This is a genomic window from Pectobacterium sp. S5, from assembly GCF_051707265.1.
Classification (GTDB): domain Bacteria; phylum Pseudomonadota; class Gammaproteobacteria; order Enterobacterales; family Enterobacteriaceae; genus Pectobacterium; species Pectobacterium polare.
This window is the reverse complement of record NZ_JAULSZ010000007.1, coordinates 46922-73048: the sequence shown is the minus strand read 5'-3', so window position 1 is coordinate 73048 and position 26127 is coordinate 46922. Positions and strand designations below refer to the sequence as shown.

Genomic DNA, 26127 nt, shown 5'->3' with positions numbered 1-26127 from the left:
ATCGGTTATAATACGCCCATCCTCCCCCTGACTACAAGGTTCGGCACAAACACCAGACCTGAACGCCCGCTGCACCTTGAGCCAGCAGCAGCCTGCTGATTTCAGCGGCGGTACTGCCCGTCGTGACCACATCATCCAGTAAAACCACCTGCTGCCCAGACAGCGAGACATCACAGGAAAATGCACCCCGCAGATTTCGCCGTCGCGCGCTGGCGCTGAGCGTTTGCTGTAGCGGCGTGCGTCGGGTGCGCTGCAATTCGCGTGGCTCGTAAGCACAGTTCAGCCAGCGGGCGAGAGGTCGAGCGAGCAGCTCGGTCTGGTTGAAGCCACGTCGCCACTGGCGGTTCCGGTGCAGGGGAACGGTGAACAGTCGCTCAGGGCGGAACAGGGGAACCCGTCCGGTGAGCTTTCGCTCGCGGTAGGCCATCTGCCAGCGCAGTAACAGCTGTCGGGCGAGTACCGCTGCCAGCTCGGTTTTACCGTGGAACTTAAAATGCTTCAGCAGCGTGTTGAACGGCGGCGCGTAGTCGCTGATGAAGGTCATCGATTGCCAGGGCTGCGGGTTTTGCAGGCAGCGCCCGCACGGATGCGTGGTGTCGCCGGAGGGCAAGCCACAGCGCGGGCAACAGGTGGGCAAGCGCGGCAAATGGCGCTGGCAGTACGAGCAAATTCCCTGCTGGCTGTGATGAAGTGGCAATAAGCATAGCCAGCAGCGTGCGGAGATGGTTAACATTGTTTTCCTTAACGAGCGTTTTCCCTAAATACGGGTTTTCCCTGAAATATATTGACCCCATGCAAACGTGAAGGGGTTTCCTGAGGAAGGAAGATAACTGATGGCAGCGTTGTATTGGCAGACTGAAGGCGCAGGAAACACGGATCTTGTGTTGCTGCACGGGTGGGGATTGAATGCGCAGGTATGGCAAAGCATTATCGCGCGATTCGCCCCGCATTTTCGTCTGCACTTGGTCGATCTGCCGGGCTATGGCAGAAGTCAGGGATTCGGGCCGATGTCGTTGAGTGACATGGCGGACTACGTGCTGGCGCAGGCACCGGAACGCGCCGTCTGGCTAGGGTGGTCGCTGGGTGGACTGGTTGCCAGCCAGATTGCGTTGAGCGCCCCTACGCGGGTTGAAAAGCTTATTACCGTGGCGTCATCTCCCTGTTTCAGTGCACAGGACGGCTGGCCGGGAATCAAGCCGGACGTCTTGCTGGGGTTTCAACAGCAGCTCAGTGAGGATTTTCAGCGTACGGTCGAGCGGTTTCTGGCACTGCAAACGCTGGGAACGGAGAGCGCACGGCAGGATGCCCGACTGTTAAAAAGTGTGGTGCTGGAACAGCCGATGCCGTCAGTCGAGGTATTAAACGGCGGGCTGGCGATTTTGCGTGAAGCGGATTTACGCCAGCCGTTAGCCGACCTGGCCGTGCCATTCCTGCGGCTTTATGGTGCGTTAGACGGGCTGGTGCCGCGCAAGGTTGCCGGATTGCTGGATGACCCGTGGCCGAATTCAACCTCGGTGGTGATTCCAAAGGCTGCGCATGCACCATTTATCTCGCACCCTGATGCTTTTACCGAGCAGGTGATCGCGTTCGCTCAGGCCTAGCCGACGATAATTTACATTTTCTCCTCAATTTCTCCACGATTTAGCCGACGTCGACAGTTAAGGTAATTCGGCACTCTGTGCGCAGGGTTTTTCTCTGGGTTAAATGAATCCGATTTCGATCGAATATAAGTAGGCTGCTCGTGAAGCAGCCACGTCAAAATATGGCTGAGGAGTGTTGGAGAGATGGCGAACTTTTTTGTCGACCGTCCCATTTTTGCGTGGGTGCTGGCTATCCTTCTCAGCCTGTGCGGTATGTTGGCTATCAAGTCATTGCCGCTGGAACAGTATCCCGATCTGGCCCCGCCCAGCGTGCGGATCACCGCGAGCTACCCCGGCGCGTCGGCGCAGACGCTGGAAAATACCGTCACACAGGTTATCGAGCAGAGCATGACGGGGCTGGATAACCTGATGTACATGTCCTCGGACAGCAGCAATATCGGGCAAGCCAGAGTCATGCTGACCTTCGAGGCAGGCACTGACCCCGATGAAGCCCGTCAGCAGGTGCAAAACCAACTTCAATCCGCTATCCGCAAGCTGCCACAGGATGTCCAGCAGCAGGGCGTCACCGTCAGTAAAACGGGCGATACCAATATCCTGATGGTCGCGTTTGTTTCTACCGATGGCAGCATGGATAAGCAGGATATCGCTGATTATGTCGCGACGAATATTCAGGAACCGATCAGCCGCATCAGTGGCGTGGGCGAGGTTTCTGCCTATGGGTCACAGTATGCGATGCGCATCTGGCTGGATCCGGCCAAACTGATGGATTATGCGCTGACCACCAGCGACGTGGTACGGGCCATCGAATCGCAGAACAGCCAGGTATCGGTGGGTCAGGTCGGCGGCGTGCCGTCGGTGGATAATCAGGCTCTGAACGCGACGATCAACGCACAATCGCTGTTAGAGACGCCGCAGCAGTTTCGCGATATCACGCTGCGCGTCAATCAAGATGGCTCCGCCGTGACGCTCGGCAATGTCGCAGAAGTTGAGCTTGGTGCCGAACGCTACGATTTTCTCAGTCGTTTCAACGGTCAGTCCGCCTCCGGTCTGGGGGTGACGCTGGCGTCCGGTGCGAATGAGCTGGAAACCGATAAGCGCGTCAGAGAACGTATCGAAGAGCTGTCGCAATACTTCCCGCACGGGCTAGAAGCTAAAATCGCCTTCGAAACCTCCCCCTTTGTAAAAGCCTCGATTACCGATGTGGTGAAAACCCTGTTTGAAGCGGTGCTGCTGGTCTTTCTGGTGATGTACCTGTTTTTGCAGAATTTCCGTGCCACGCTGATTCCTACGATTGCGGTGCCGGTGGTGTTGCTCGGCACATTTGCCGTGCTGTATGCCTTCGGTTTTAGCCTGAATACGTTGACGATGTTCGCGATGGTGCTGGCGATTGGCCTGCTGGTCGATGATGCCATTGTAGTGGTGGAAAACGTAGAGCGAGTGATGAGCGAGGAAGGGCTCTCGCCACGCGAGGCGACGCGGAAATCGATGGGTCAGGTGCAGGGCGCGCTGGTCGGGATCGCGCTGGTGCTGTCCGCCGTGTTTGTGCCAATGGCCTTCTTTGGTGGCACCACGGGAGCGATTTACCGTCAGTTCTCCATCACGATTGTGACCTCAATGATCTTGTCGGTGCTGGTGGCGATGACGCTGACGCCCGCGCTGTGCGCGACGCTGCTCAAGCCGCTCGCCAAGGGTCAACACCATGGCCGTAAAGGGTTCTTCGGCTGGTTTAACCGAAGTTTTACCCGCATGTCGCTGAAGTATGAACGCGGCGTTGGCAAGATATTAATCAGCAGCGGGCGCTGGCTGCTGCTGTATATGGGCATCATCGGGATTATGGCTTTCCTGTTTTTCCGGCTGCCGACCTCGTTTCTGCCGCAGGAAGATCGCGGTGTGTTCACGACACAAGTGCAGCTCCCGCCGGGCTCGACGCAGCAGCAGACCTTACAGGTGGTCAACAAGATCGAGCAGTACTATCTCACGCAGGAAAAAGACACCGTGACGTCCGTGTTTTCCACCATTGGCTCAGGGCCGGGCGGAAACGGGCAAAACGTAGCGCGGCTGTTCGTGCGCCTTAAAGACTGGGATGAACGCACCACGCCGGAGAGCAGTTCGTTTGCCGTTATTGAACGCGCGACCAAAGCGTTTCGCAAGATTCAGGAAGCGCGCGTGTTCGCCAGTAGCCCGCCATCGATTAACGGGCTGGGGAGTGCTGCGGGTTTCGGTATGCAGCTACAGGATCGCGGTGGACTGGGTCACGATGCGCTGATGGCGGCGCGGGATCGGCTGTTAAACATGGCCGACAGCAATCCCGAACTGACGCGCGTGCGCCACAACGGTCTGGATGACAGCTCACAGCTGCGGATTCATATCGATCAGCGCAAAGCGCAGGCGCTGGGCGTATCGGTGGATGATATTAACAGCACGCTGAAAACGGGCTGGGGCTCGACCTATGTGAATGACTTCCTTGACCGTGGCAGGGTGAAGAAAGTCTACGTTCAGGCGGCGGCGAAGTTCCGCATGCTGCCGGACGATGTCAGTAAATGGTATGTGCGCAACAACCGTGGCGGCATGGTGCCGTTCAGCGCGTTTGCGCAAACCGTCTGGGAAACCGGATCGCCGCGCCTTGAGCGTTACAACGGTTATTCCTCGCTGGAGATTGTCGGTGAAGCGACGCCGGGCGTTAGTACCGGGACGGCGATGAATGTCATGGAATCGCTGGTGGCGCAACTACCGGAAGGCTTTGGGGTGCAATGGACGGGCATGTCGTTGCAGGAGCGATTGAGCGGGGCGCAGGCACCGGCGCTGTATGCCATTTCGCTGCTGGTGGTGTTCCTGTGTCTGGCTGCGCTGTATGAAAGCTGGACTGTGCCGTTCTCCGTCATGCTGGTGGTGCCGATGGGCGTGCTGGGTGCGCTGGTGGCAACCTGGGCGCGCGGTCTGGAAAACGATGTCTATTTTCAGGTTGGGCTACTGACGGTGGTCGGGCTATCGGCGAAGAACGCCATCCTGATAGTGGAATTCGCCAACGAAATGAACCAGAAAGGGAAGGATTTGGTTGAGGCCACGCTGGAAGCTTCCCGTCAGCGACTACGGCCGATCTTGATGACATCGCTGGCGTTTATTTTCGGTGTTCTGCCGATGGCGACCAGCAGCGGCGCAGGCTCGGCCAGCCAGCATGCGGTGGGAACGGGCGTGATCGGCGGTATGCTAGCCGCCACCTTCCTCGCCATCTTCTTCGTACCGCTGTTCTTTGTCGTCGTGCGTCGCCGTTTTCCGCTGAAGGAGAAGGCACCGCAACAGGATTAGATACAGATGCAATAATTTATGGGGAAATTCATCAAACTGTAAAAAAAGGTAACTACGTTATGTCCAGCTCAATGACGCAACCAAGGACATAACAATGAAAGCTCGCTGGTTACTGCCTTTACTGATTTCTGCTGCTCTGCCGGGAATGGTGCAGGCTCAGGCCATTTATCCCATTGACCGCGCCACGATGCTGGCAGGCGGAAAATTCGATTTTAAAGTCGAGTTTGATGAAGTACTTAAGCCGGAAGATATTCGCATTCTGATCAACGGTAAGGATTACCAGCAGGTGCTGGGCAAAACGGCATCGTTTGTTGAGCGTGAAGACGGCGGCAACGCGTCCACGATCTGGCTGCGAGACGTGAACTTGCCGGAAGCCGGCAAGTATGTGGTAGAAGCGGAAGCCAAAGGCAAGAAGACGCTGGTGAACTGGGAAGTTTATTCAGCGGCTGGCACGCGTAAAGCCAAAAACGTGATTCTGTTCATCGGCGATGGCCTGTCCGTTGCGCACCGTACTGGCGCGCGCATCCTGTCTAAAGGGGTGACGGAAGGGAAAGCGGATGGTCGTCTGGCGATTGATGACCTGCAATACATGGCGTTTGCCGGTACGTCCAGTACCGACTCCATTGCGGCCGATAGCGCCAACACCATGAGTGCTTACATGACCGGTCACAAATCCGGTGTGAACGCGCTGGGTGTGTACGTCAGCCGTAGCAAAAGTTCACTGGATCACCCGAAGCAGGAAACGCTGGGTGAGCTGTTAACCCGTTCTACCAAAATGTCTGTCGGCGTAGTCAGCGATGCTGAACTTCAGGACGCGACGCCAGCGGCAGTCGTCTCTCACACGCGTCGTCGTGCGGATAAAGCTGAAATCGTTGAGATGTTCTACAACGTGCAGCCTACGGTCATGTTGGGCGGCGGTTCTGCCTACTTCCTGCCGAAAAGCACGCCGGGTTCTAAGCGTAAAGACGAAACCAACTACGTTGAGAAATTCCAGCAGGCGGGCTATTCACTGGTCACCGATGCAGATTCACTGAAGAAAAATGCTGCGCAGGCTACCAAACTGCTGGGGCTGTTCCACACTGGTAACATGGATGGCGTGATGGATCGTCGCTTCCTGAAAAATGACGTTGCCAAGAAATTCCCGAACCAGCCTGACCTGACCGACATGACGCAGGCGGCGCTGGATGTACTGTCCAAAAACCAAGACGGCTTCTTCCTGATGGTGGAATCTGCGCTGATCGACAAAGCGTCTCACCCGCTGGATTGGGAACGCGCCTTCACTAACACCATCATGCTGGATCAGTCTGTCGCTATCGCCAAGAAATTTGCCGAGAAAAACCCAGACACGATGATCATCGTGACGGGCGACCATACGCACGGCCTGTCTATCATCGGTACCATTGATGACAGCAAACCGGGCACCGAGATGCGTGAGAAGGTTGGTGTGTATGAAGATGCGGGCTATCCGAACTATAAGGATGCCAACAAAGACGGCTACCCGGATGACCTGAACGTCTCCAAACGTCTGGCCGTGTTCTTCAACAACTACCCAGACTATTACGAAACGTTCCGTCCGAAGCTGGATGGCCAGTTCGTGCCTGCTATCAAGAACGAAAAAGATCAATACGTTGCCAACAAAGCCTACGAGAACGTGCCGGGCGCGGTATTCCGTGAAGGGATCCTGCCACGCTCTTCCGATACGGGTGTTCATGCCGTTGACGATATGGTGATTCAGGCGAGCGGCCCAGGTGCAGAACGTATCCGTGGTTACATGGAAAATACCGATCTGTTCCGGGTGATTGTTGATGCACTGGCGGTGAAACCGCAGGACAAAAAGTAATCCTACGACGCTATGAATAATGCGAAATGCAGCAAAGCGGGGGCGACCCCGCTTTTATTCTCTTGGCTGCGCGCGGTGCTGGTGATCTTCCTCATCGGAGGTATCGCCCCGGTGAAAGCCGCGCAGTCTGAACTCTCCTTCGACAAGCTGTATGCCTCTTACGGCGTGCTGGGTCTGGAATTCTCCAATGAAGTCAAAACGCTCTCCGGCAAACGGGTCAAGATGCGCGGCTTCATGGCACCGCCGCTCAAGGCGGAGTCACAATTCTTTGTCTTAACCAAAATGCCAATGGCGCTGTGCCCCTTCTGTTCGTCTGATGCGGACTGGCCTGAGGATATCCTCGTCGTTTACCTCGCCAAACGTCAGACCTTCGTACAGAACAACACCATGATTGAGGTGGAAGGCGTGCTGGAACACGGATCGTGGACCGACCCTGAAACGGGTTTTGTCAGCCTGCTGCGACTGCGTGAAGCCACGTTCGATACCCTTTAGGAGCGCTGATGGCTGAGTTATTGATTCAACACCTGAGTGTAACCTTCCCCGATACGTCCGAGGCCGTGCTGGATATTCCCACGCTGTCTATTCGTTCTGGCGAGCGGGTTGCGGTGATGGGGCCTTCCGGCTCCGGTAAGACCACGCTGGTGAATGCTATTACCGGAATGGATCACAGCGGAACGGGCTGTGTGCAGTGGGAAAAGCAGGACATCTGGCAGATGAATGAAGCGGAGCGCGACCGCTGGCGGGCGCAGCATATCGGGTTGGTGATGCAGGATTTCCACCTGTTCCCCGGCCTGAGTGCGATAGAGAACGTCTTACTGCCTGCGCAGTTTCACCACTGGCGGATACCTGCGGCGCTCAGGCAGCGGGCGGCAGATTTGCTGGCACAGGTGGGGCTGGATACCGCGAAACGTCCGATTGAAGTGCTATCACGCGGCGAGAAGCAGCGGGTGGCGGTCGCAAGAGCGTTGCTCAGCAAGCCTGACATCATCATCGCCGATGAGCCAACGGCCAGTCTGGACGCGCAGAGCGGCGAGCAGATCGCCGACCTGCTGGTGACGCTGGCGCGCGATAGTCGCGCGACGCTTATCGCGATTACGCACGATGCACGTCTGGCTTCACAGATGTCGCGCTGTATTCAACTGGAAAAAGGACGCCTCGTGGCGGACACGCTGTATCAGGAGGATCGCGCATGATTCCTTGGCGTCTTATCTGGGTCGACTGGCGTCGGCTCTGGCCGGGTGTGCTGGTCGTGGTGTTGCTGATCGCCGTGGCGACAGCGTTAAGTATTTCGGTGAGTTTGCAGGAAAGGGCGCTGCGCATGGGCAGTGCCAAAGCGGCTGACCGTTTCGATCTGGTGATCGGTGCGCCGGGGAGCGAAACCCAGCTGGTGCTGTCGTCCGTGTTCCTGCAACCGTCGGCATTGACGCTGATTCCTGCGCAGGTGCTGACCGATCTGGAAAAGAACCCGCTGGTTGCCTGGGCGGCACCGGTTGCGTTTGGTGATTTCTATCAGGGGATGCCGATTATCGGCACCACACCGCCGCTGGCCACGGATAACGGCAAGCGGCAGCTTACCGCCGGGCGCGTGTTCAACGACGGCTTTGAAGCCGTGGTAGGGGCGCAAACGGGGCTGACGGTGGGGAGTACATTTAGCCCGATTCACGGTCAGGTGGGGACGGAAGGGGCGCACGCGCACGATGACGTCATCTACACCGTTGTCGGTGTTTTACCTGCTGACGGCAGCGCATGGGATAAAGCGATTCTGGTGCCAGTGAACGCGGTGTGGCGAGTACACGGTATCCATCCACCGCATGCTGCGGGCGATGATCACGACGGTGATGAGCATGGCGAACATGAGCACGAAGGTGAACATGATGGCCATTCGCATGATGAAACCACGCAGGCGGAAGGTGAGCTGCATACCGATGAGCATCACAATGACGTGCATCCAGCGGAAGGCGGTGACCATCATGCGGATGCCGCTCAACCGGTAACGGCGTCACACGCTGATGAACACGGCGAAGCCGAAGCACACGGCCACGCGCATCAGGCTGGTTTGCCCGCTATCGTCGTTAAGCCAAAAACGATCGCGGGTGCCTATCAACTTCGTTCGCTGTATCGCAGCAACACGACGTTGGCAGTGTTCCCCGGCGAAGTGCTGGTGAAGCTCTACTCGATGTTGGGCGATATTCGTGAGCTGTTGACCTATATCTCGCTGGGCACGCAGGGACTCGTGGGCGTCGCGGTGGCGATGGTGGCGGTTATCCACCTGCGGCAGCGGCAGAAACAGATCGGCGCACTCCGTGCCTTTGGCGCACCGCGCTACGGTATTTTCACGCTGATTTGGAGCGGGTTGATGTCGTTGGTGAGCGTCGGTGTGCTGCTGGGTGTTGGTCTGGGCTACCTTGCCGCACGTGCGATTGCGGTGGTCATGAGCGAGAAAAGCGGCTTTGTCCTGCCGGTGACGCTGGAATGGGAAGACATCCACTTCGTCCTGCTCCTGTTGCTGGTCGCCGCCGTGGTTCTTACCATCCCCGCCATGCTGTCTTACCGTCAATCTCCTGCAACGGCACTGCGTGGCGAGTAAGTGTGGCGAATGAGCGTGGTGAGCAAGTCGCTACGCTAGCTCTATTAGCATCAGACGTGTAGTTTCTGCGTCCGATGCTGTCCTTCGCTGTCTTACCGTCGTGACATAAAAAAGCAGGGTGAACGTGGTTCACCCTGCTGCATTTTACTCTCTTGGCGTGACGCCAGAGGGGATTAGCGCAAATCCAACATCGCGATATGGTCCATATCGTCAAACGTCAGGTTTTCGCCGATCATGCCCCAAATGAAGGCGTAGTTTTTGGTGCCGACACCGGTGTGAATCGACCAACTCGGGGAGATCACTGCCTGCTCGTTATGCATCACCAGATGGCGCGTTTCATGTGGTTCACCCATCATATGGAAAATAATGGTGTCTTCCGCCATATCAAAATAGAAGTACACTTCCATTCTGCGCTCATGGGTATGCGTCGGCATTGAATTCCAGTTGCTGCCTTCCGCCAGACGCGTTAATCCCATGCTCAGCTGGCAGGTGTCCACCACTTCCGGCACCAGATATTTGCAAATCGTCCGCTTGTTACAGGTTTTGACATCACCCAGTGGTGCCTTGATCGCCTGATCCTGCGTAATGATGCGTGTTGGGAAAACGGCATGTGCTGGTGCGCTGTTATAATACAGTTTCGCTGGCTTGGCTTTGTCCAGGCTGCTGAACGCTAAGGCTTTCGTGCCCTTTCCGACATAGAGCGCTTCCTCATTGCCAACTTCGTAGCTTGTGCCGTCGATAACGATTTTTGCCGGGCCGCCGATGTTGATAAGCCCCAGCTCGCGACGCTCAAGAAAATAGTTCACGCCAAATTGTTTGCCGATGCCGTCATCAAACGTTATCTCGCCATCCACCGGCATGATCCCGCCCACCACGATACGGTCGATGTGGCTGTAGGTCATGGTGTATTGGTTTGGCGTAAATATCTGCTCAATAAGAAATTTCTTTCTCAGCTCAGTGGTATCAAGCGTTTTCGCATGTTCACTGTGTACACTTTGTCGTACGTCCATTTTGCTACCTTCTTATGCGGTTTTAGGTGAAAAGCGTTTTGCCCATACTGCCGTAAGGATGGGTACCAGTACTGATGTCACGATCACACTGGTGGCGACTAACGCTGTTGCCTGTTGAGCGACCGGAGCGAATTCCGGAGCCATATTCGCGATCAACAGAGGAGTGGCGACGGCGGCACCAGCACTACTGGATGCGGCCACGCCTGCGGTTCCATTACCACCGCCGATAAATTTATCCGCCAGAATCAACGGGATACCCGTAACAACAATCACCAACAGGCCGAGGAAGATACCTGCGAAACCCGTCTGGAGGATCACGGATAAATTAATGGTGTTACCCAGCGCAAAGGCAAAGAAAGGAATCAGCGTTTGTACTGAATTACCGAACAGCTTTCTCAAGTCCGGGTCCAGGTTGCCCAATGCAAAACCAATCAGGAAGGGCAGTACGGCACCGACAAATAACTGAGGTTCAAAGGTCGCGATACCGCTGGCACCCAGAATGACCATGGTCATCAACGGACCGGATTCCAGAGACATCAGTACGAACGCGCCCGCTTCTTCTTTCGAACCGTATTGGTTCATCAGTGCAGCGTACAAACCGCCGTTAGTCATGTCCATTGCCGCGACCAGCGCCAGCACGGAGATCCCAGCCAGCATCCCGTTTTGGATACCGTCACCCGGCAAGAATGTGCCAGCGATCAGCGCCACAATCCAGGCGGTGGCGATTTTGGTAACCACCAGAACGCCTGATTTTCTCAGCATCGTTCCTGTTGCTTTAAATTCAATGGATGCGCCCATGCAGAAAAACCAGACTGCCAGAATAGGGATTGTGCCCGTAATCAAGCCGTTACTGAAAGAACCTAAGAATTTCCCGGCCCCTGGCGTAAAGGTATTACACAATGCGCCCAAAAAGAGCGGCACCAGCATTAATCCCCCAGGGATTTTATCAATAGCTTGTTTGATTTTCATAAAAGACCTCATTAAAAGATAAAAGCATGTTCAGCCCGCTTTCAGTGAAAGCAGATGGAGTATTGGTATAAAGTAATAAATAGGGGGGAATAAAACCCAAGGGGTTATTACCCGATTTCATTAACTATTGAAGATGGTTGTCCCCATTATAAAATTGATAATTAATAATTTTCGTCATCTTAATGATGACTTCTTTAATGTTTTTTTAGTTATAGTTGGCCTTCCCGTAATGCTTAATTAGCGTTTACAGGTCATTATGTCGTGACATATCCGTCACGCTATTTACGCGACTATGATGAATTTCAATAAATCATAAAGTGAAATCCACTAGGATTATTTTCACTAAATATATTATCTAATATCAATATTCCGGCTGTTAATATGAGCGGTAATCGCTTTGCTGGTTTTAATCAGGCTTGCCAGATGCTTTTCTTTTTTTCCATTAGCATATTGCGACTGCATACCGTTAACGCCAATAGCGGCGATGACTTCACCATTTTGGTTAAAGATCGGCGCGGCCATGCAGCAAATCTCTTCTATATCTTCGCCGTCGTCTATTGCCCAGCCCTGTTCCTTGACGGTCTTCAGGTGCTGTAGAAAATCTTCTTTGTTGGTAATTGTCCGAGGAGTCAAATACTCAAAGGTGCAATCGGCAATCAGTGATTCAATTCTTTCCTGCGGTAGCCAGGCGACGAGCACTTTTCCCAGAGACATACGGTTAAATACAATTTTCTTACCTTCCCAGGATGTTTTTACGATGGCCTTGGGCGATTCGACTTTACTCAGGAAGAAGCCGTTATCGCCGTCCATAATACCAAGATGGCAGGTCAACTCTGTCTCTTTGACTAATTCATGCATAAAGTTAATCGTGTCTTTACGCAGATCAATATTCTTTATTACCAAACCGCCAAGCTCAAACAGTCTCAACCCCAAAACATAACGACCGTCAGCGCGCTGACGTAACAATTGCGTAACCACCAGCACTTCCAGTAGATGATGTACGCTGCTTTTGGGTATAGACAAATCAGTGCAAATCTCAGTGAAGCTGGCTTCGTCATGTTTGGCGATGTAGTCAATAATCATCACTAAACGGACGGCTGCTGGCGCTTTACTGTGTTCGAGCTGTTGGAATATATTCATGGATGTTCTATATATAAAACTATGGTTTCCTATATAGAACAATAATAACGCAACGGTAATTTATTTACCTAGATGCAGATCACAAAATAATCGCGAAGTGGTTGAATATTTCAATATAAATGAAACGTAGTTTTATTAGGGAAACAAAATGGCGGTATTTTGGCAGGAAAGATGCCTGACCCCATAAATGGGAGTCAGGCTGATTTAAATGACAGAACGGCGGTTAGCGCTTTTTAAAGGCAGCGGCCAGCGCATCGCCCATCGCGCTGTTGCCAGCGACAGGGGCGCTAGCGGGACGAGGACGTGATTTACCGGCTGGCTGACGAGATGAGGCATTGCTATCGCTACGCGCATTGCCACCGCCACGGCGTGATGCCGTCTCGCCCGGCTGTTCATCAAGGCGCATGGTCAGCGCGATACGCTTACGTTGCAGATCCACTTCCATTACTTTCACTTTGACGATATCGCCCGCTTTTACGACCTTGTGCGGATCGTCGACGAAATGGTCGGCCAGTGATGAAATGTGTACCAAACCGTCCTGATGGACGCCGATATCCACAAACGCACCAAAGTTAGTGACGTTGGTGACGGCGCCTTCCAGAATCATGCCCGGCAGGAGATCGTTTAAGGTTTCCACGCCATCGGCGAAGCTGGCGGTTTTGAACTCAGGGCGTGGATCGCGGCCCGGTTTTTCCAGCTCTTTGATGATGTCGGTCACCGTCGGCACGCCGAAACGCTCATCGGTGAAATCCGAAGGTTTCAGGTTACGCAGCGCATTGGGGTTCCCCATGAGCTCCTGCAACGCCTGCTCGGTCGCGGCCAGAATGCGCTCTACGATCGGATAGGCTTCCGGGTGAACGGTAGAGGCATCCAGTGGGTTGTTGCCGTGGTTGATGCGCAGGAAGCCTGCACACTGTTCAAAGGCTTTTGGCCCCAAACGGCTGACTTTCAGCAGCTGTTCGCGGTTGTGGAAGCGGCCATTCTCATCACGCCAGGTCACAATATTTTGCGCCATCATGCGCGTCAGTCCGGCGACACGCGTTAACAGCGCCACGGACGCGGTGTTCAGATCAACGCCAACGGCGTTAACGCAGTCTTCGACCACAGCATCCAGTTTCTTCGCTAGCAGGCTTTGGCTTACGTCATGCTGATACTGACCCACGCCGATGGATTTCGGGTCGATCTTCACCAGTTCAGCCAGCGGATCCTGCAAACGACGGGCGATAGAGACTGCGCCGCGCAGCGACACATCCAGATCGGGGAATTCCAGCGCCGCTAGCTCGGAGGCCGAGTACACCGACGCGCCAGCTTCGCTGACGATCACTTTCTGCGCGTTGATCGCTGGGAACTGTTTCTGCGTGTCGAGGAAGAAACGTTCGGTCTCACGTGAGGCAGTACCGTTGCCAATCGCTACCAGCTCAACCTGATATTTGAGGCACAGTGCGGCAACAATTGGAGCGGCCTTCGCAGCCTGGCCGGTATGCGGATAAATCGTATCGGTCGCGACCAGCTTGCCGGTGGCATCCACCACCGCGACTTTTACGCCAGTACGCAAGCCGGGATCGAGACCCATTGTGGCACGCATACCCGCAGGCGCGGCCATCAGCAGGTCGTGCATGTTGCGGGCGAAGACGTTAATCGCTTCGTCTTCCGCTTTCTCACGCACGCTGCCCATCAGCTCGGTTTCAAGGTGCAGCAGCACTTTAATGCGCCACGTCCAGCTAATGACGGCGCGCAGCCAGCTGTCTGCTGCGGCATTCCCCAAACGCAGGTTCAGGTGGTCGATAATAATCTGTTCGCAGTAGCTCTCACGCGGCGCTTCTTCATGCTGTGGATCGGCGTTCAACGCCAGTTGCAGTACGCCTTCGTTACGGCCACGGAACATCGCCAGTGCGCGGTGTGAAGGCACCTGAGCAATCGGTTCGTGATGATCGAAATAATCGCGGAACTTCGCGCCTTCTTCCTCTTTCCCTTCCACGACGCGGGAAACCAGATGGGCGTTTTTCCACAGGTAGTTACGCACTTTTGCCAGCAGCGTGGCATCTTCGGCAAAGCGCTCCATCAGGATGTAACGTGCGCCGTCCAATGCGGCTTTCACGTCCGCTACGCCTTTCTCGGCATCGACATAAGCCTGTGCCGTCAGCTCCGGCTCCTGGCTTGGGTCTTGCCACAGGCCATCGGCCAGCGGTTCCAGACCGGCTTCAATCGCGATCTGCCCGCGCGTGCGGCGCTTAGGTTTATACGGCAGGTAGAGATCTTCCAGTTCGGTTTTGCTCAGCGTGCCTTTTATGGCGGTGGCGAGTTGTGGGGTTAATTTCCCCTGATCGTCGATGGATTTCAGAATAGTCTGGCGTCGGTCTTCCAGTTCACGCAGGTAACCGAGGCGCGTTTCGAGCTGGCGCAGTTGAGTGTCATCCAGCCCGCCGGTCACTTCTTTACGGTAACGGGCGATAAAAGGGACGGTGTTTCCTTCGTCCAGCAGGCGGACTGCGGCGTCTACCTGCTCCGTACGCGCCTGCAATTCGCTGGCGATAAGTTGGCTTAATGAATCATTCATAGGTCTGATATCAGTCGTCGTCAAATTAGTGGAATAAAAGGTAGTGGAATAAAAGTAGTGGAGTAAACCAGTGAGGACAGTTATACGGATTGAGCGTGCAAAATGCCAGCCGCTGCCGTCTGGAAAACGCGGATGATCTCGCGTTGTTCAGTGCAACAAAATTTACCTACATCAATATTCCTTCAGATTCTTGCAACCCACTCACGAATTTAGCGTATGACATACGTTGGCTTTGTGTTGCTTTAAATTGAGCGCTGTAAATTGAGTGCCGCACGGGATGTCCTATCCAGAAGCCCGTAAGAGCGGACGAGAACAACATCATTATTCGGGCAGGAGAAAGGTTCATGACAGTCAGAACGTCCACGTTGACGGCAGAAGGGCAGGCGGATATCACGCTGGATATGCGTTCCGGCGTACTGGGGAAAACGGCGGTGGATATTCGCCCACTCGCTGAGCACGGGCTGTGCAGCTATGACCCCGGTTTTGCCAATACGGCAGGGTGCGAGTCGGCAATTACCTATATTGATGCGGTGAATAGCGTGCTGCTGCATCGGGGTTTCCCTGTCGAACAGCTCGCCGAGCAGTGTGACTTTACTGAAGTCTGTTACATCCTGCTGCATGGCGAAGCGCCTTCGGCGGAAGCGTATGCGAAATTTGCCGACAACATCACCCGCCATACGCTGGTTCATGAGCAAATTTCCCGCATGTTCAGTGGTTTTCGTCGCGATTCCCACCCGATGGCACTGATGTGCGCGGTGGTGGGGGCGCTGGCCGCGTTCTATCACGATGTATTGGATATCCATAACGCGGAACACCGCGAGCTGGCGGCCGTGCGGCTGTTGTCGAAAATGCCGACGCTGGCGGCGATGTGCTACAAATATTCCATCGAACAGCCGTCCGTGTATCCCCGTAATTCGCTCTCCTATACCGGTAACTTCCTGCACATGCTGTTTTCGATTCCAGCGGAGAAATATGAAGTGAATCCGGTGCTGGAACGAGCGATGAACCGCATCCTGATTCTGCATGCCGATCATGGTCAGTGCCCGTCTACGATGGCGGTCAGAGCATCAGGTTCCTCCGGTGCGAACCCGTTTGCCTGCATTGCGGCTGGGCTGGCATCGATGTGGGGGCCGCTGCACGGCGGGGCGAACGAAGCCTGTATGCGCATGCTGGAAGAGATTAAAACGGTCGATCGCGTCCCTGAATTTGTACGACGCGCGAAAGACCGCTGCGATTCATTCCGCCTGATGGGATTCGGTAACTCGGTCTACCAGCATTTTGACCCACGCGCGGCGATTCTGCGTAAAACCTGTTACGAAGTGCTCAATGAACTTGGCACGGAAGACAGCCTGTTGCAGGTGGCGATGGAGCTGGAACACATCGCCATGACCGACGCCTATTTTCTGGAGAATAAACTCTACCCAAGCGTCGATTTCTATACCTCGGTCATTCTCAAAGCGATGGGGCTGCCGCCGTCAATGTTTACGGTTATTTCCACCGTCGGCAGAACGATCGGCTGGATTGCGCATTGGGATGAGATGCATAAGCAGGATGAAATCAGCATCTACCGTCCGCGCCAGATTTATACCGGGCAGCCGCGTCGGGACTATGTTTCCGCGCTGAAAGACTGAGGTGATTGTCACCATGATGCCTATGTCGCGGCATAGGCATCATGGCGATAGCGGGCAGGATAAGCCTAGAATTTTTCCCAGTTATCCTGTGCGTTGCCGACTGGCGCGAGCGCTAAACGAGTCGGTTGGGCTTTCTTCGCCATCGGCGCTGCGCGGACTGCTGGCGTGCCGCGCAGATGGAAATGGTTCATGAGCGTAACCAGATGAGAGGACTGTTCGCGCAGGCTGGTTGCCGCATTGGCGGATTCTTCCACCAGTGTCGCGTTCTGTTGAGTAACCTGATCGAGCTGGTTCACGGCATCATGAATTTGCGAAATACCGGATTCCTGCTCCTGCGTTGTTGTCCCGATCTCACTGATTAAATCTGCCACGCTGCGCGCCTGACGCACCAGCTCATCAATGGTGCTACCGGTGTCTTCCACCAGACGATTCCCCGCTTCCACTTTTTCGACGCTGGTGTTGATCAGGACTGCGATTTCTTTCGCGGCGGAGGCGGAGCGCTGTGCCAGCGAGCGTACTTCCCCAGCCACCACGGCGAAACCACGACCTTGTTCACCCGCGCGTGCGGCTTCGACCGCCGCATTCAGCGCCAGAATATTGGTCTGGAAAGCGATGCCATCAATGACGCTGATAATGTCGCGGATTTTGTGTGAACTGGTGGAGATCTCTTTCATCGTAATGACCATATCGCTGATGGCATCGCCGCCCTTGGTTGCCGTTTCGCTGGCCTGGCTGGCAAGTTGAGTGGCGCTACGCACGGTATGTGCATTCTGACGAATCGCCTGACTCATCTGCTCCATTGAGGCGGCCGTTTGTTGCAGGCTGGCGGCCTGTTCTTCCGTACGCTGGCTCAGGTTTTCACTGCCTGCGGCGATTTGGCTGGAGCCGGAAGCGATGGCTTCGCTGCTCTGCCGCACCTGTTCGACGATATCACCCAGGTTATGGCTCATATGACGCATGGTGGCTAACAGGCTGCTGTGGTCGTTCGGCTTGATGTTGATATCGACGGCCAGATCGCCATCGGCCACCTGACGGGCAACGTGGGTGGCGTAGAGCGGTTCGCCACCTAGCTGGTTTTTCAGCGTGCGGGTAATCAGCCAGGCCACGGCAGCGGCCATGACGGCGGCGACAAGCGCGATAATCAGCATGATAACGCTGCCGGACTGCGCATCCTGCTGCGCCCCGCTGACAATCTCGTTGGTATCCTGCTGCTGCGAGGCCATCATCGCGTCCAGCACCTTGAACAGCGCGTTTTGTGCCGTCTGCATCTCATTGAGAATAATGGCGTTACCCTGTAGACGCTGCTGTGGATCGGTGGATTGCACCAATTCCATCGCTTTCAAAAAGGCGGCAAGGTAGGGCGGACGGGTGTCCTGAAACTGTTTCAGCAGCGCGCTGGTGCCTTCGGTATCCAGCTGTTGTCCCAGCTTTTTCAGGTTGGCGGTATTGCGGGCGATTTGCTCGTCGACGAACTGCTTTTCCTGCTTGATTTGTGCAGGGTCGGTGCTGAGTGCCATGTTACGGATCAGGCGAGCATTGGCGTCAAAGCCGGCTTTAACTTCCTGAATCAATAACATATTCGCCAACGTGGTGCCGGAAAGCCGGTTGATGTCGTTACCCAATCCAACCAGTTGGAGTCGTCCGAAGAATGCCACCATCAGGCTGATGATAATAACCAGAGAAAATCCCATACCCAGCATCTTGCCGAGTTTGATTCTGTTCAGCATATTCATAAACATCCTTAATTTTTTGACATGCTATGAAGGCACAGCGGAGGGGGCTTGCTATCGTAATCGATGCAAGTAATGACGAGGCATTATAGCTATATTTCGCATTTTCGGGATACATCGGTAACTCCCGCGTTCAAAAGCATATAGATAAGAATATCTTTAATATCGGCAAGAAAAGCGTTCAGTTGATCACGTAAATTACGGCGAATGGGATTTCGTATGAAATGTGTGATCTGAGAGACAAAATGCGTGCGGGTATGGCGTTGGCTAATGGGAATAATGAGAAAAACATGGGAGAGTGGTGCGTTAACCCCTTTAGAGGCTAACGCACCGATCAATCAAGACGCTTTATCGCCGACAAAAGGGGCGATATAGCGCTGATAGCGTGACTCTTTCAGCTGTTGCAGGTCGACCAGCACCAGACCGTCGATGCAGTTGTTGAAATCGGGATCGATACCGAAGTCGATAAACCGCACGCCTCCCGGCTCACACAACTCCGAATACTGCTTGTAGAGCGTGGGGATCGCACAACCCATGTTGCTGAGCATGCTTTTCAACCGCGTGAGATCTTGCTGGTAGTCCGTTCCTTCAAACTGTTTCAGCACGTCAGGCAGCGAGGCCGGATAAGGGCGACGCGACGTAGCCAGCGGCTGATCGGGCGTGAAATGCAGACGATAAAACGCAACCAGCAAATCACGTGCATGCGGCGGCAAGGTGCCGGAAAGCGACACCGGACCGAACAGGTAGCGGTGTTCTGGATAGCGCGCCAGATAGGCACCAATGCCCAGCCAGAGATAATCCAATCCGCGTTTACCCCAGTATTTAGGCTGAATGAAACTGCGTCCCAGCTCAATGCCGGATGCCAGTATCGGATCCATTTCGTCGCCGTACTGGAACAAACTGTGGCTGTAGAGGCCGCTTTTCCCTTTTTCGGCGATCAAACTGGCCGTCGAGACAAAGCGATAGGCACCGACAATCTCCAGTTCGCGGTCATCCCACAGGATCAGGTGCAGATAGTCATCGTCATAGCTGTCCAGATCGCGACGTTGGCCGGATCCTTCGCCCACGGCCCGGAAGGCGATTTCGCGCAGGCGTCCGAGTTCGCGCAACAGCGGCACGTAATCTTCTTCACCGCGACGATACAGATAGACAATCTTGCCATCCGGCGTGGTGCCCAGCGTTTCACACTCTGACAGCGCGCGCTTCAGCAGCACGCGATCTTCGGCCAGCGCAATGGGTTTTTCACCGGTAAAACAGCCGGGCTTTCCTTGTCCCAGTCGATAAACGTGACGCCGGAAACGAGCCGCCAGATCGTTGGCGTTCCATTCGCCCTGACTCCAGGACGCATAGGGAATTCTGGCACCGATACGCAGCTTGAGGGTTTGGTCGCGCTGACCAAACATTTCTCTCACCAGCAAGAGGGTGGAGAGCGGGCGATAAACCATGGAAGAGAGATAGAACAGCGCACTGTTGCGTCCGCCGATATGAATTGGAACCACGGGCGCGCGGGCTTTGCTCGCCATGCGGATAAATCCATTGTGCCAGTGACCGTCGCGAATACCTTGCAGGCTGGCGCGTGAAACCTCGCCCGCCGGGAAAACGATGATCGCGCCGTCGCCTTCCAGATGCTGCTGGATGGCACTGATTTGCTGGCGTTTGGTACGGTTATTGAAGTTATCGACGGAAAAAAACAGATTTTTGAGCGGGGCGACATAAGAGAGTAGCTGGCTGGCGACGATGCGGACGTCGGGCCTGACGCTGGCGACGGTGCGCAATAGCGCCAGACCGTCCAGTGAACCTATGGGGTGGTTGGCAACCAACACCACCGGTCCCTGACTGGGGATATTTTCTAAATCCCCTTCGACCATTTCACAATTAAAGTTGAAGTAGTCAAGAATCTGTTCGACCAGATCCAATCCCTTCAAATGCGGGTAACGCCGCGCAAATTGCTGCATTTCATTTTCAAATAGCAGAGAACGCAAAACCGTTTTCTGCCAGGGTGGCGTATGGCGATGCGGGACAAGATCTTGCAGAATGGCGTCTAAGCTAAACATAAATCGTTCTCCGTAGCTCTCCGTGGCTAAAAGTACGGGATAGAAATGACATATTTATGTCTGTTGATAGATTATTAGCCAAAACTGTAAATCTGTGTAATGAACGCGCGATTTTTTCGGGCGAGGGATATCGAAGCGTGTTGTACGCACTAAGAGCCTAACGGGGTTACTGACTTGAAAACCAATCTGATTACCCGCGAGGGGTATGAAAAACTGAGGGCAGAGCATGAGCATCTCTGGAATGTAAAGCGCCCGGAAATTACGAAAATTGTCTCCTGGGCAGCCAGTCTGGGGGATCGCTCAGAAAATGCGGACTACACCTATAACAAGCGTTTATTGCGCCAGATCGATCGTCGTGTACGCTACCTGAGAAAATGCCTGACGGAATTGAAAATCGTTGATTACTCGCCGCAGCAGGATGGCAGCGTATTCTTTGGCGCCTGGGTTGAGATCGAGAATGAACAAGGGGAGACGAAGCGTTTGCGGATTGTCGGCCCGGACGAGATCTACGGCGACAATAAAGACTATATCTCGATCGATTCCCCGATGGCGCGCGCCATGCTGAAAAAAGCGGTTGATGAGGAGTTCATCGTGAACACGCCAGACGGCCCGCGTGAGTGGTTTGTTAATTCGATTGAGTACGTTAAGTAATAAGCGGCCCGGTAGTGGCATGTAGAGGGAATTTGCATGTGTGCGACATACCGGGCCACCTCATCTTTTTTTGGGAAGCATCTCCGTCTCGCGTCTATCAAGATAAACGGGCTTAGTTATTTCTATTTTGCTACGGTCCGTCGCGAATGCCTGCTGCACAAATCTCTTCCGCATGATGCAACCCCGCGCGGTTTCAATAATCGCAATAATGTTCACGTTTTCTAATCTATTACGATTTATCATCTCCCGCGTGTCATTCAGCATTTCTTTGGATTCTATTTTAGGTAATACAATTCCCCATGTGACTATTTTATGTTTGTATTTTTCGCTATTTCTTAATTTATCTTTATTATTGAGTCTATTCAGAAACTCAATATCTTCACTGAATTCCATTTAACCAAGTTTGTTTAAATGTATATATATTTTGCAATTTATTTCAGAGACGGGCGTGTCATTTTTATTCCACTGGATAATATTCTCTCTGGCCTGGTTTTTTCATCAGGATGAACAGCATCTTCTCAATCAACTATCACGGCATCGGCACCCCAGCAGACGGCTTGTTGAAAGCGGTGGGGCGCATTACCAGGCATAAAGAGATAGGTTTTAGCGTGTCCCATGCTGCTTTTTTTCTGTTAGTTAATTGATTAATTGAGATTTTATTAAAATGTAACTAATTGGTTGCAAATAGGAATGATATCTATTTACATTTCTATGGTTGATATGCTAGTTTTCCGTTCATTATTTTTAAATCCATCTATCACGACATTTTTATTAAGTCTCGGGACGTGTTAACCCGAGACCTAATGACACCCTTTTATACGTTACTGCAATCGGTTTTTACTTGTTTTATCGGTATGAGGAGTGGTTATGAATATCAAGGCTGACGATGTTAAACACAGGGATATACATCAGGATGTAGATGATTTTCTCTCTGATTATTCAAATAAAAATGCGCTAAGGCGATTGGTTCGCTGCTTTTTCGCTGAAGGGATTTTGAATAAAAATGACCTGAGGTTTATTAAGGGTAATTCCAGAGAAGCAACGCTAATTTTGCAGGGTGGCAAAGGTATATTGAAATTTGATGATATTTCTCCCGCACCAGCAAACACCTATATTAATAATGGAAATATTTATCTCATTCATTCCGATGGGACGTCTTTTCCCGTCACCAGCCACGAGCGATTGATTGATTTACTTCGCGACAATTTCGATTTTCAGCCTGACGAGAGCGGCATCAGTGGCCTGAAAAAAGATGTCGGTAACAGCATTCGTAATGATACCAACGCCCGGCGCTATCGGTGCCAGTGGCGTGCTGAAGTGGCTGATGCCATGCAGCAAGATGGGCAGAACGCTTTCACGTCGTGGCTGCGTCGGCAGTTAAGTATTCGCGATGCCGCCATGTTTCTCGATCAGTGGGGATCGCTGGAAGGGCATCCTTACTATCCGACCTGGAAATCCCGCCCCGGCCTGAGTGACCAAGACGTCCAGCAGCTGTCACCCGAATTTAACGCCCGCGTGCCGCTGCGTATCACCGCACTGCGCCGCGATATGGCGTATGTAGAATCCATGCTGCACGTCGATGATTTTCATGCGTGGTTTGCTCAGGCATTCCCTGCGCTCTGGCAGGACTGGAAGCAGCGCCTGAATCAGCAAGGGCTGGATGAGACGCAGTGGCTCCCGCTGCCCATCCACAGCTGGCATCTGGAAAACTGGGTGAAATCCCACTATGCGGATGAAATTGCCGAAGGGATTCTGCTTACCGACGGCCCCGATCTCATCACGCTGCCGGGTATGTCGTTCCGTACCGTTTTGCCCGTTGAACCGCCAGCTTCCCCTTTCATCAAACTGCCCGTCGCCATCTGGATGACCAGCGAAATGCGCAGCCTACAGGCGAAATCCATCCACATGGGGCCACGTATCAGCACCATTATCGCAGCGATTCTGGCGCAAGAAGGCGGGTTCGAACAGCGGCTGGAGTTTTTCCGCGAAGAGACGGCGTTCCACTACAAGCACGCGATTCATCAGGATGACGCGCCGGGAAAACACCTCTCCGTCGTGTTCCGCGATGCTCGAATTTATGAACGCACCGATGGCGCGCTGCCCGTGACCGTCGCGACGCTGTTTACGGCGCTGCCTCACCGCGACCAGCCGCTGTTCACCGAGCTGGTGACGCTGTCCGGGCTTGGCCCCGAAGCGTGGTTCCGCCAATACGTCCGCGCCGTAACCCGACCTGTTATCGCTATCTATCTGCTGTACGGCATTGGGCTGGAAGCGCATCAGCAGAACAGCCAGATCCTCTTTTCTCCGGAAGGTGTCGCGCAGGGATTATTAATCCGTGATTTCGGCGACGGGCGCACCTACGCGCCGCTGCTGCGTCAGCGCGGCCATCATCTGCAACCCTACGTCTGGCCCGGCATTCTGCCCACGGTATTTGAAGACGACATCGAGCCAGTGCGGATGTTTGTCGTCGATGCCTGCTTTGTCAGCCACTTGCACGAGCTAGCTCTGGCGCTCAGCGCTGAATACGGCTTTGCCGATGCCCGGCTGTGGCAGGTGATGAAAGAAGAAACTGCCGCGGCGTTTGACGCGGTGAAGTCGCGCGTTGATGGCGAGCTGTGGCAGACCGAACGCGACATGTTTTTGACCCAGCCCTGGTATACGCGTTCGCTGCTGCGCATGCACATCCAGGAATATCGCGACTACCGGATTCAGCACGGTCTGAGCAATCCCTTCCTCACGGAAGGGGGAGAAACCCGCATCGGATCGTGATGTATGGCGATGCTCCCGACTCACAGGCTGAAAACGGGAGCATCTTTTTCACTCCTCATTTTGAGATGGATAACTTTGTTGATGAACGCCAGGAAGAACTTCACTCCACCTACCGGGAAGACTCGTTTTCCTATTCCCTCCGTGTTGGCCGTCGCCGTCACGGCTGTGCTAAGCGGCATCGCGATACCCGCGCAGGCTGCAACGGGCGAGCGCGATGATTCCACGATCGTGGTGGAAGCTAAAGACGCGGAAGCCGTACAGGGGCTGGTCGCGGGCGGCATGTCGGCGCGGTCGTCCAGCACCGGGCTGCTGGGCAAAAAAGACGTGATGGATACGCCGTTTAACGTCAGCAACATGACCTCATCGTTTATTGAAAATAAACAGGCACAGACGCTGGGGCAGGTGGTCGCGCATGACGCATCGGTGCGGGTGAGCAGTTCTCAGGGCGGTCTGCTGGATTCCTACTACATCCGCGGTTTTCCACTCAACGAAGGGAACCTGAGCGACATTGCCATGAACGGCGTCTACGGTGTTGCGCCCAACTATCAGCTGATGACTGACTACATCGAGCGAGTGGAAGTGCTGAAAGGGCCGTCGGCGCTGCTGTATGGGCTGTCGCCGAACAGCAGTGTGGGGGGCGTGATTAACGCCGTCACCAAACGTCCGACCACCGTCGGCAATCTGACCCGCCTAACCACCAGCTGGCAGTCTGATTCTCAACTCACACAGCATGCGGATATTTCCCGCGTCTATGCGCTGGATAATAACAATCTGCTCGGCGTGCGTTTTAACGGCAATTACGGCTACGGCGATACGGTGTGGGACGGCAGCGACAAACGTACGCAGGTCGGTGCACTTGGGCTGGATTTCTCGTCAGAACGCTTCCGCGCCACGTTAGATCTCATCAGTCAGCACCTGAAAACGCGTGCGCCGTCGCGGCCCTACTCGTTTGCGCCCGGCGTGACCGTGCCTGACGCACCGGATGGCAATACTAACATTTCCCAGCCGTGGGGCTTCTGGCATTCCAAAGACCAGTCGGTGCTGCTGCATACCGAATACGATTTGGCGGATAACGTCACCTGGTTTACCGATTTGGGCGGCTCCAGCGCACACGTAAGCCGACTGTCGGAGCAGGTGCCGCAGGTGACGAATAATAATGGCGATGTGAGTTCCGCCGTGAGGAATTATCGCTTTACTACCAGCCGTTACAATTTCGCGACCGGTGTTCGCGCGGATGTGGAAACGGGTTCGGTGACGCACAAGCTGTCGGCACAGACCAGCTACTATCGCGATCGTCAGGCTAGCGCTAATGTGCCGGGAGCGACCATTAATTCGAATATTTATAATCCGGTTTCTTCACCTGCCCAGAATATCGCCGCTCCACCAAGCGTGTATAAACGCTCTTCCACCGCGCTGTCAGGTATAGCACTGGCGGATACGCTCGGCTTCTGGAACGATGCGCTGCAAGTGACGGGCGGGCTGCGTTATCAGCAGATCAACTCGGATAACTTCGCTGCGCCGGATGGCGGGGCGCGCTCTTCTTATGACAAGAGCGCAATCACCCCGATGCTCGGAGTGATTGTTAAACCCTGGCAGCACGTCTCGCTCTATGCCAACTACATTGAGGGGCTGAGCAAAGGCGATATCGCGCCAGACACAGCGAGCAATCCGGGTCAGGTGCTTGCGCCGTATAAGAGCAAGCAGTACGAAGCTGGGGTGAAAGTGGACGCACTGGGGACGATCTCCACGCTGAGCGTTTTCCAGATCACCAAGCCGAGTGGCGCGCTGGTTAACGGTACGGGGAGTGAGTTCGTTACCGCTAACGAACAGCGCAATCGGGGTATCGAGCTGGATGTCGTTGGTTCACCGCTGGAAGATCTGCGCCTGACCGGCGGCGTGATGCTGCTGGATGCCGAGTTGACTAAAAGTGTGACGCCGGGGGCACAAGGCAAGCGCGCGCCGGGCACGTCGCGTTTTCAGGCGAACGCCGGAGTGGAATATGATCTGCCGTTCCTGCGCGATCTGACGCTCAACGCCAACGTTACTCATAACGGGAAGCAGAACGTCAACACCATCAATACCCAGTCGATTCCTTCCTGGACCACCGTTGATTTCGGCGCGCGTTACAAGACACGAATTTATAACGCGCCCACCACGTTCCGTGCCGATGTGCTTAATGCCTTTGACCGCAATTACTGGTCTGGCGTGACGTCGTTCAGCACGGTATCGCAAGGAACGCCGCGGACGCTGATGCTGTCCGTCGCGGTTGATTTCTAAGGATA

18 protein-coding genes are annotated in these 26127 nt (G+C 54.4%); 10 read left to right on the top strand and 8 right to left on the bottom strand.

Features of this window, described 5'->3' with window-relative positions:
- Window positions 1–31 precede the first annotated feature (31 nt).
- A complete protein-coding gene (gene gntX / locus QWJ20_RS19885) occupies window positions 32–733 on the bottom strand; it encodes a DNA utilization protein GntX (RefSeq protein ID WP_433993307.1) in 702 nt (233 codons plus the stop codon).
- A 100-nt stretch (window positions 734–833) separates the two neighbouring features.
- Between gntX and bioH the strand changes: the two genes are divergently transcribed.
- The 6 genes from bioH (at window position 834) to QWJ20_RS19855 (ending at window position 9334) form a co-directional block, all read left to right on the top strand.
- Window positions 834–1601 carry a pimeloyl-ACP methyl ester esterase BioH gene (gene bioH, locus QWJ20_RS19880; protein WP_262253980.1) on the top strand — a complete coding sequence of 256 codons (768 nt, stop codon included), beginning with the start codon at window positions 834–836 and terminating at the stop codon, window positions 1599–1601.
- A 183-nt stretch (window positions 1602–1784) separates the two neighbouring features.
- On the top strand, window positions 1785–4907 hold the full coding sequence (gene acrD, locus QWJ20_RS19875; protein ID WP_433993306.1) for a multidrug efflux RND transporter permease AcrD: 3123 nt from the start codon (window positions 1785–1787) through the stop codon (window positions 4905–4907).
- Between the two features lie 94 nt (window positions 4908–5001).
- Entirely contained in the window at window positions 5002–6747 is a 1746-nt protein-coding gene (locus tag QWJ20_RS19870; RefSeq protein ID WP_127157759.1) for an alkaline phosphatase, read from the top strand.
- A gap of 12 nt (window positions 6748–6759) precedes the next feature.
- Window positions 6760–7239, top strand: a complete 480-nt coding sequence (locus tag QWJ20_RS19865) for a hypothetical protein (protein WP_127157758.1) — start codon at window positions 6760–6762, stop codon at window positions 7237–7239.
- Window positions 7240–7247: 8 nt separating this feature from the next.
- The gene (locus QWJ20_RS19860) at window positions 7248–7940 is read left to right on the top strand and encodes an ABC transporter ATP-binding protein (protein WP_433993305.1); all 693 of its coding nucleotides are present in this window, start codon (window positions 7248–7250) and stop codon (window positions 7938–7940) included.
- Window positions 7937–9334, top strand: a complete 1398-nt coding sequence (locus QWJ20_RS19855; RefSeq protein ID WP_433993304.1) for an FtsX-like permease family protein — start codon at window positions 7937–7939, stop codon at window positions 9332–9334. Before QWJ20_RS19860 ends, QWJ20_RS19855 begins: the two co-directional genes overlap by 4 nt.
- A 173-nt stretch (window positions 9335–9507) precedes the next feature.
- On the opposite strand, the gene kduI is transcribed toward QWJ20_RS19855, so the two are convergent.
- The 4 genes from kduI to QWJ20_RS19835 form a co-directional block, all read right to left on the bottom strand.
- Window positions 9508–10344, bottom strand: a complete 837-nt coding sequence (gene kduI / locus QWJ20_RS19850; RefSeq protein ID WP_249716296.1) for a 5-dehydro-4-deoxy-D-glucuronate isomerase — start codon at window positions 10342–10344, stop codon at window positions 9508–9510.
- Between the two features lie 12 nt (window positions 10345–10356).
- Window positions 10357–11313, bottom strand: a complete 957-nt coding sequence (gene kdgT / locus QWJ20_RS19845; protein ID WP_039484683.1) for a 2-keto-3-deoxygluconate transporter — start codon at window positions 11311–11313, stop codon at window positions 10357–10359.
- A gap of 351 nt (window positions 11314–11664) precedes the next feature.
- Window positions 11665–12453: an IclR family transcriptional regulator gene (locus QWJ20_RS19840; protein WP_039484681.1), complete on the bottom strand. Its 789-nt coding sequence runs from the start codon at window positions 12451–12453 to the stop codon at window positions 11665–11667.
- 223 nt (window positions 12454–12676) lie between these two features.
- Entirely contained in the window at window positions 12677–15010 is a 2334-nt protein-coding gene (locus tag QWJ20_RS19835) for a Tex family protein (RefSeq protein ID WP_433993303.1), read from the bottom strand.
- Window positions 15011–15354: 344 nt separating this feature from the next.
- Here QWJ20_RS19835 and QWJ20_RS19830 point away from each other — a divergent pair, with 344 nt between their 5' ends.
- On the top strand, window positions 15355–16641 hold the full coding sequence (locus tag QWJ20_RS19830; RefSeq protein ID WP_119889162.1) for a citrate synthase: 1287 nt from the start codon (window positions 15355–15357) through the stop codon (window positions 16639–16641).
- 65 nt (window positions 16642–16706) lie between these two features.
- Here the strand turns inward: QWJ20_RS19830 and QWJ20_RS19825 are convergent, their stop codons facing one another.
- Together QWJ20_RS19825 and QWJ20_RS19820 are read right to left on the bottom strand one after the other, a co-directional pair.
- Complete coding sequence (locus QWJ20_RS19825; RefSeq protein WP_433993302.1) at window positions 16707–18374, bottom strand: methyl-accepting chemotaxis protein; 1668 nt, start codon at window positions 18372–18374, stop codon at window positions 16707–16709.
- 335 nt (window positions 18375–18709) lie between these two features.
- Window positions 18710–20425, bottom strand: coding sequence for a lysophospholipid acyltransferase family protein (locus QWJ20_RS19820; RefSeq protein WP_127157752.1), 1716 nt, complete (start codon window positions 20423–20425; stop codon window positions 18710–18712).
- A gap of 174 nt (window positions 20426–20599) precedes the next feature.
- Between QWJ20_RS19820 and greB the strand changes: the two genes are divergently transcribed.
- Window positions 20600–21076 carry a transcription elongation factor GreB gene (gene greB / locus QWJ20_RS19815; protein WP_233968460.1) on the top strand — a complete coding sequence of 159 codons (477 nt, stop codon included), beginning with the start codon at window positions 20600–20602 and terminating at the stop codon, window positions 21074–21076.
- A 60-nt stretch (window positions 21077–21136) separates the two neighbouring features.
- On the opposite strand, the gene QWJ20_RS19810 is transcribed toward greB, so the two are convergent.
- On the bottom strand, window positions 21137–21469 hold the full coding sequence (locus QWJ20_RS19810; RefSeq protein ID WP_237027670.1) for a hypothetical protein: 333 nt from the start codon (window positions 21467–21469) through the stop codon (window positions 21137–21139).
- A gap of 474 nt (window positions 21470–21943) precedes the next feature.
- On the opposite strand from QWJ20_RS19810, the gene QWJ20_RS19805 reads away from it, so the two are divergent.
- Window positions 21944–23845, top strand: a complete 1902-nt coding sequence (locus QWJ20_RS19805) for an IucA/IucC family protein (RefSeq protein WP_433993301.1) — start codon at window positions 21944–21946, stop codon at window positions 23843–23845.
- A gap of 81 nt (window positions 23846–23926) precedes the next feature.
- Window positions 23927–26122: a TonB-dependent receptor gene (locus QWJ20_RS19800; protein WP_433993300.1), complete on the top strand. Its 2196-nt coding sequence runs from the start codon at window positions 23927–23929 to the stop codon at window positions 26120–26122.
- The last annotated feature ends 5 nt before the right edge of the window (window positions 26123–26127 follow it).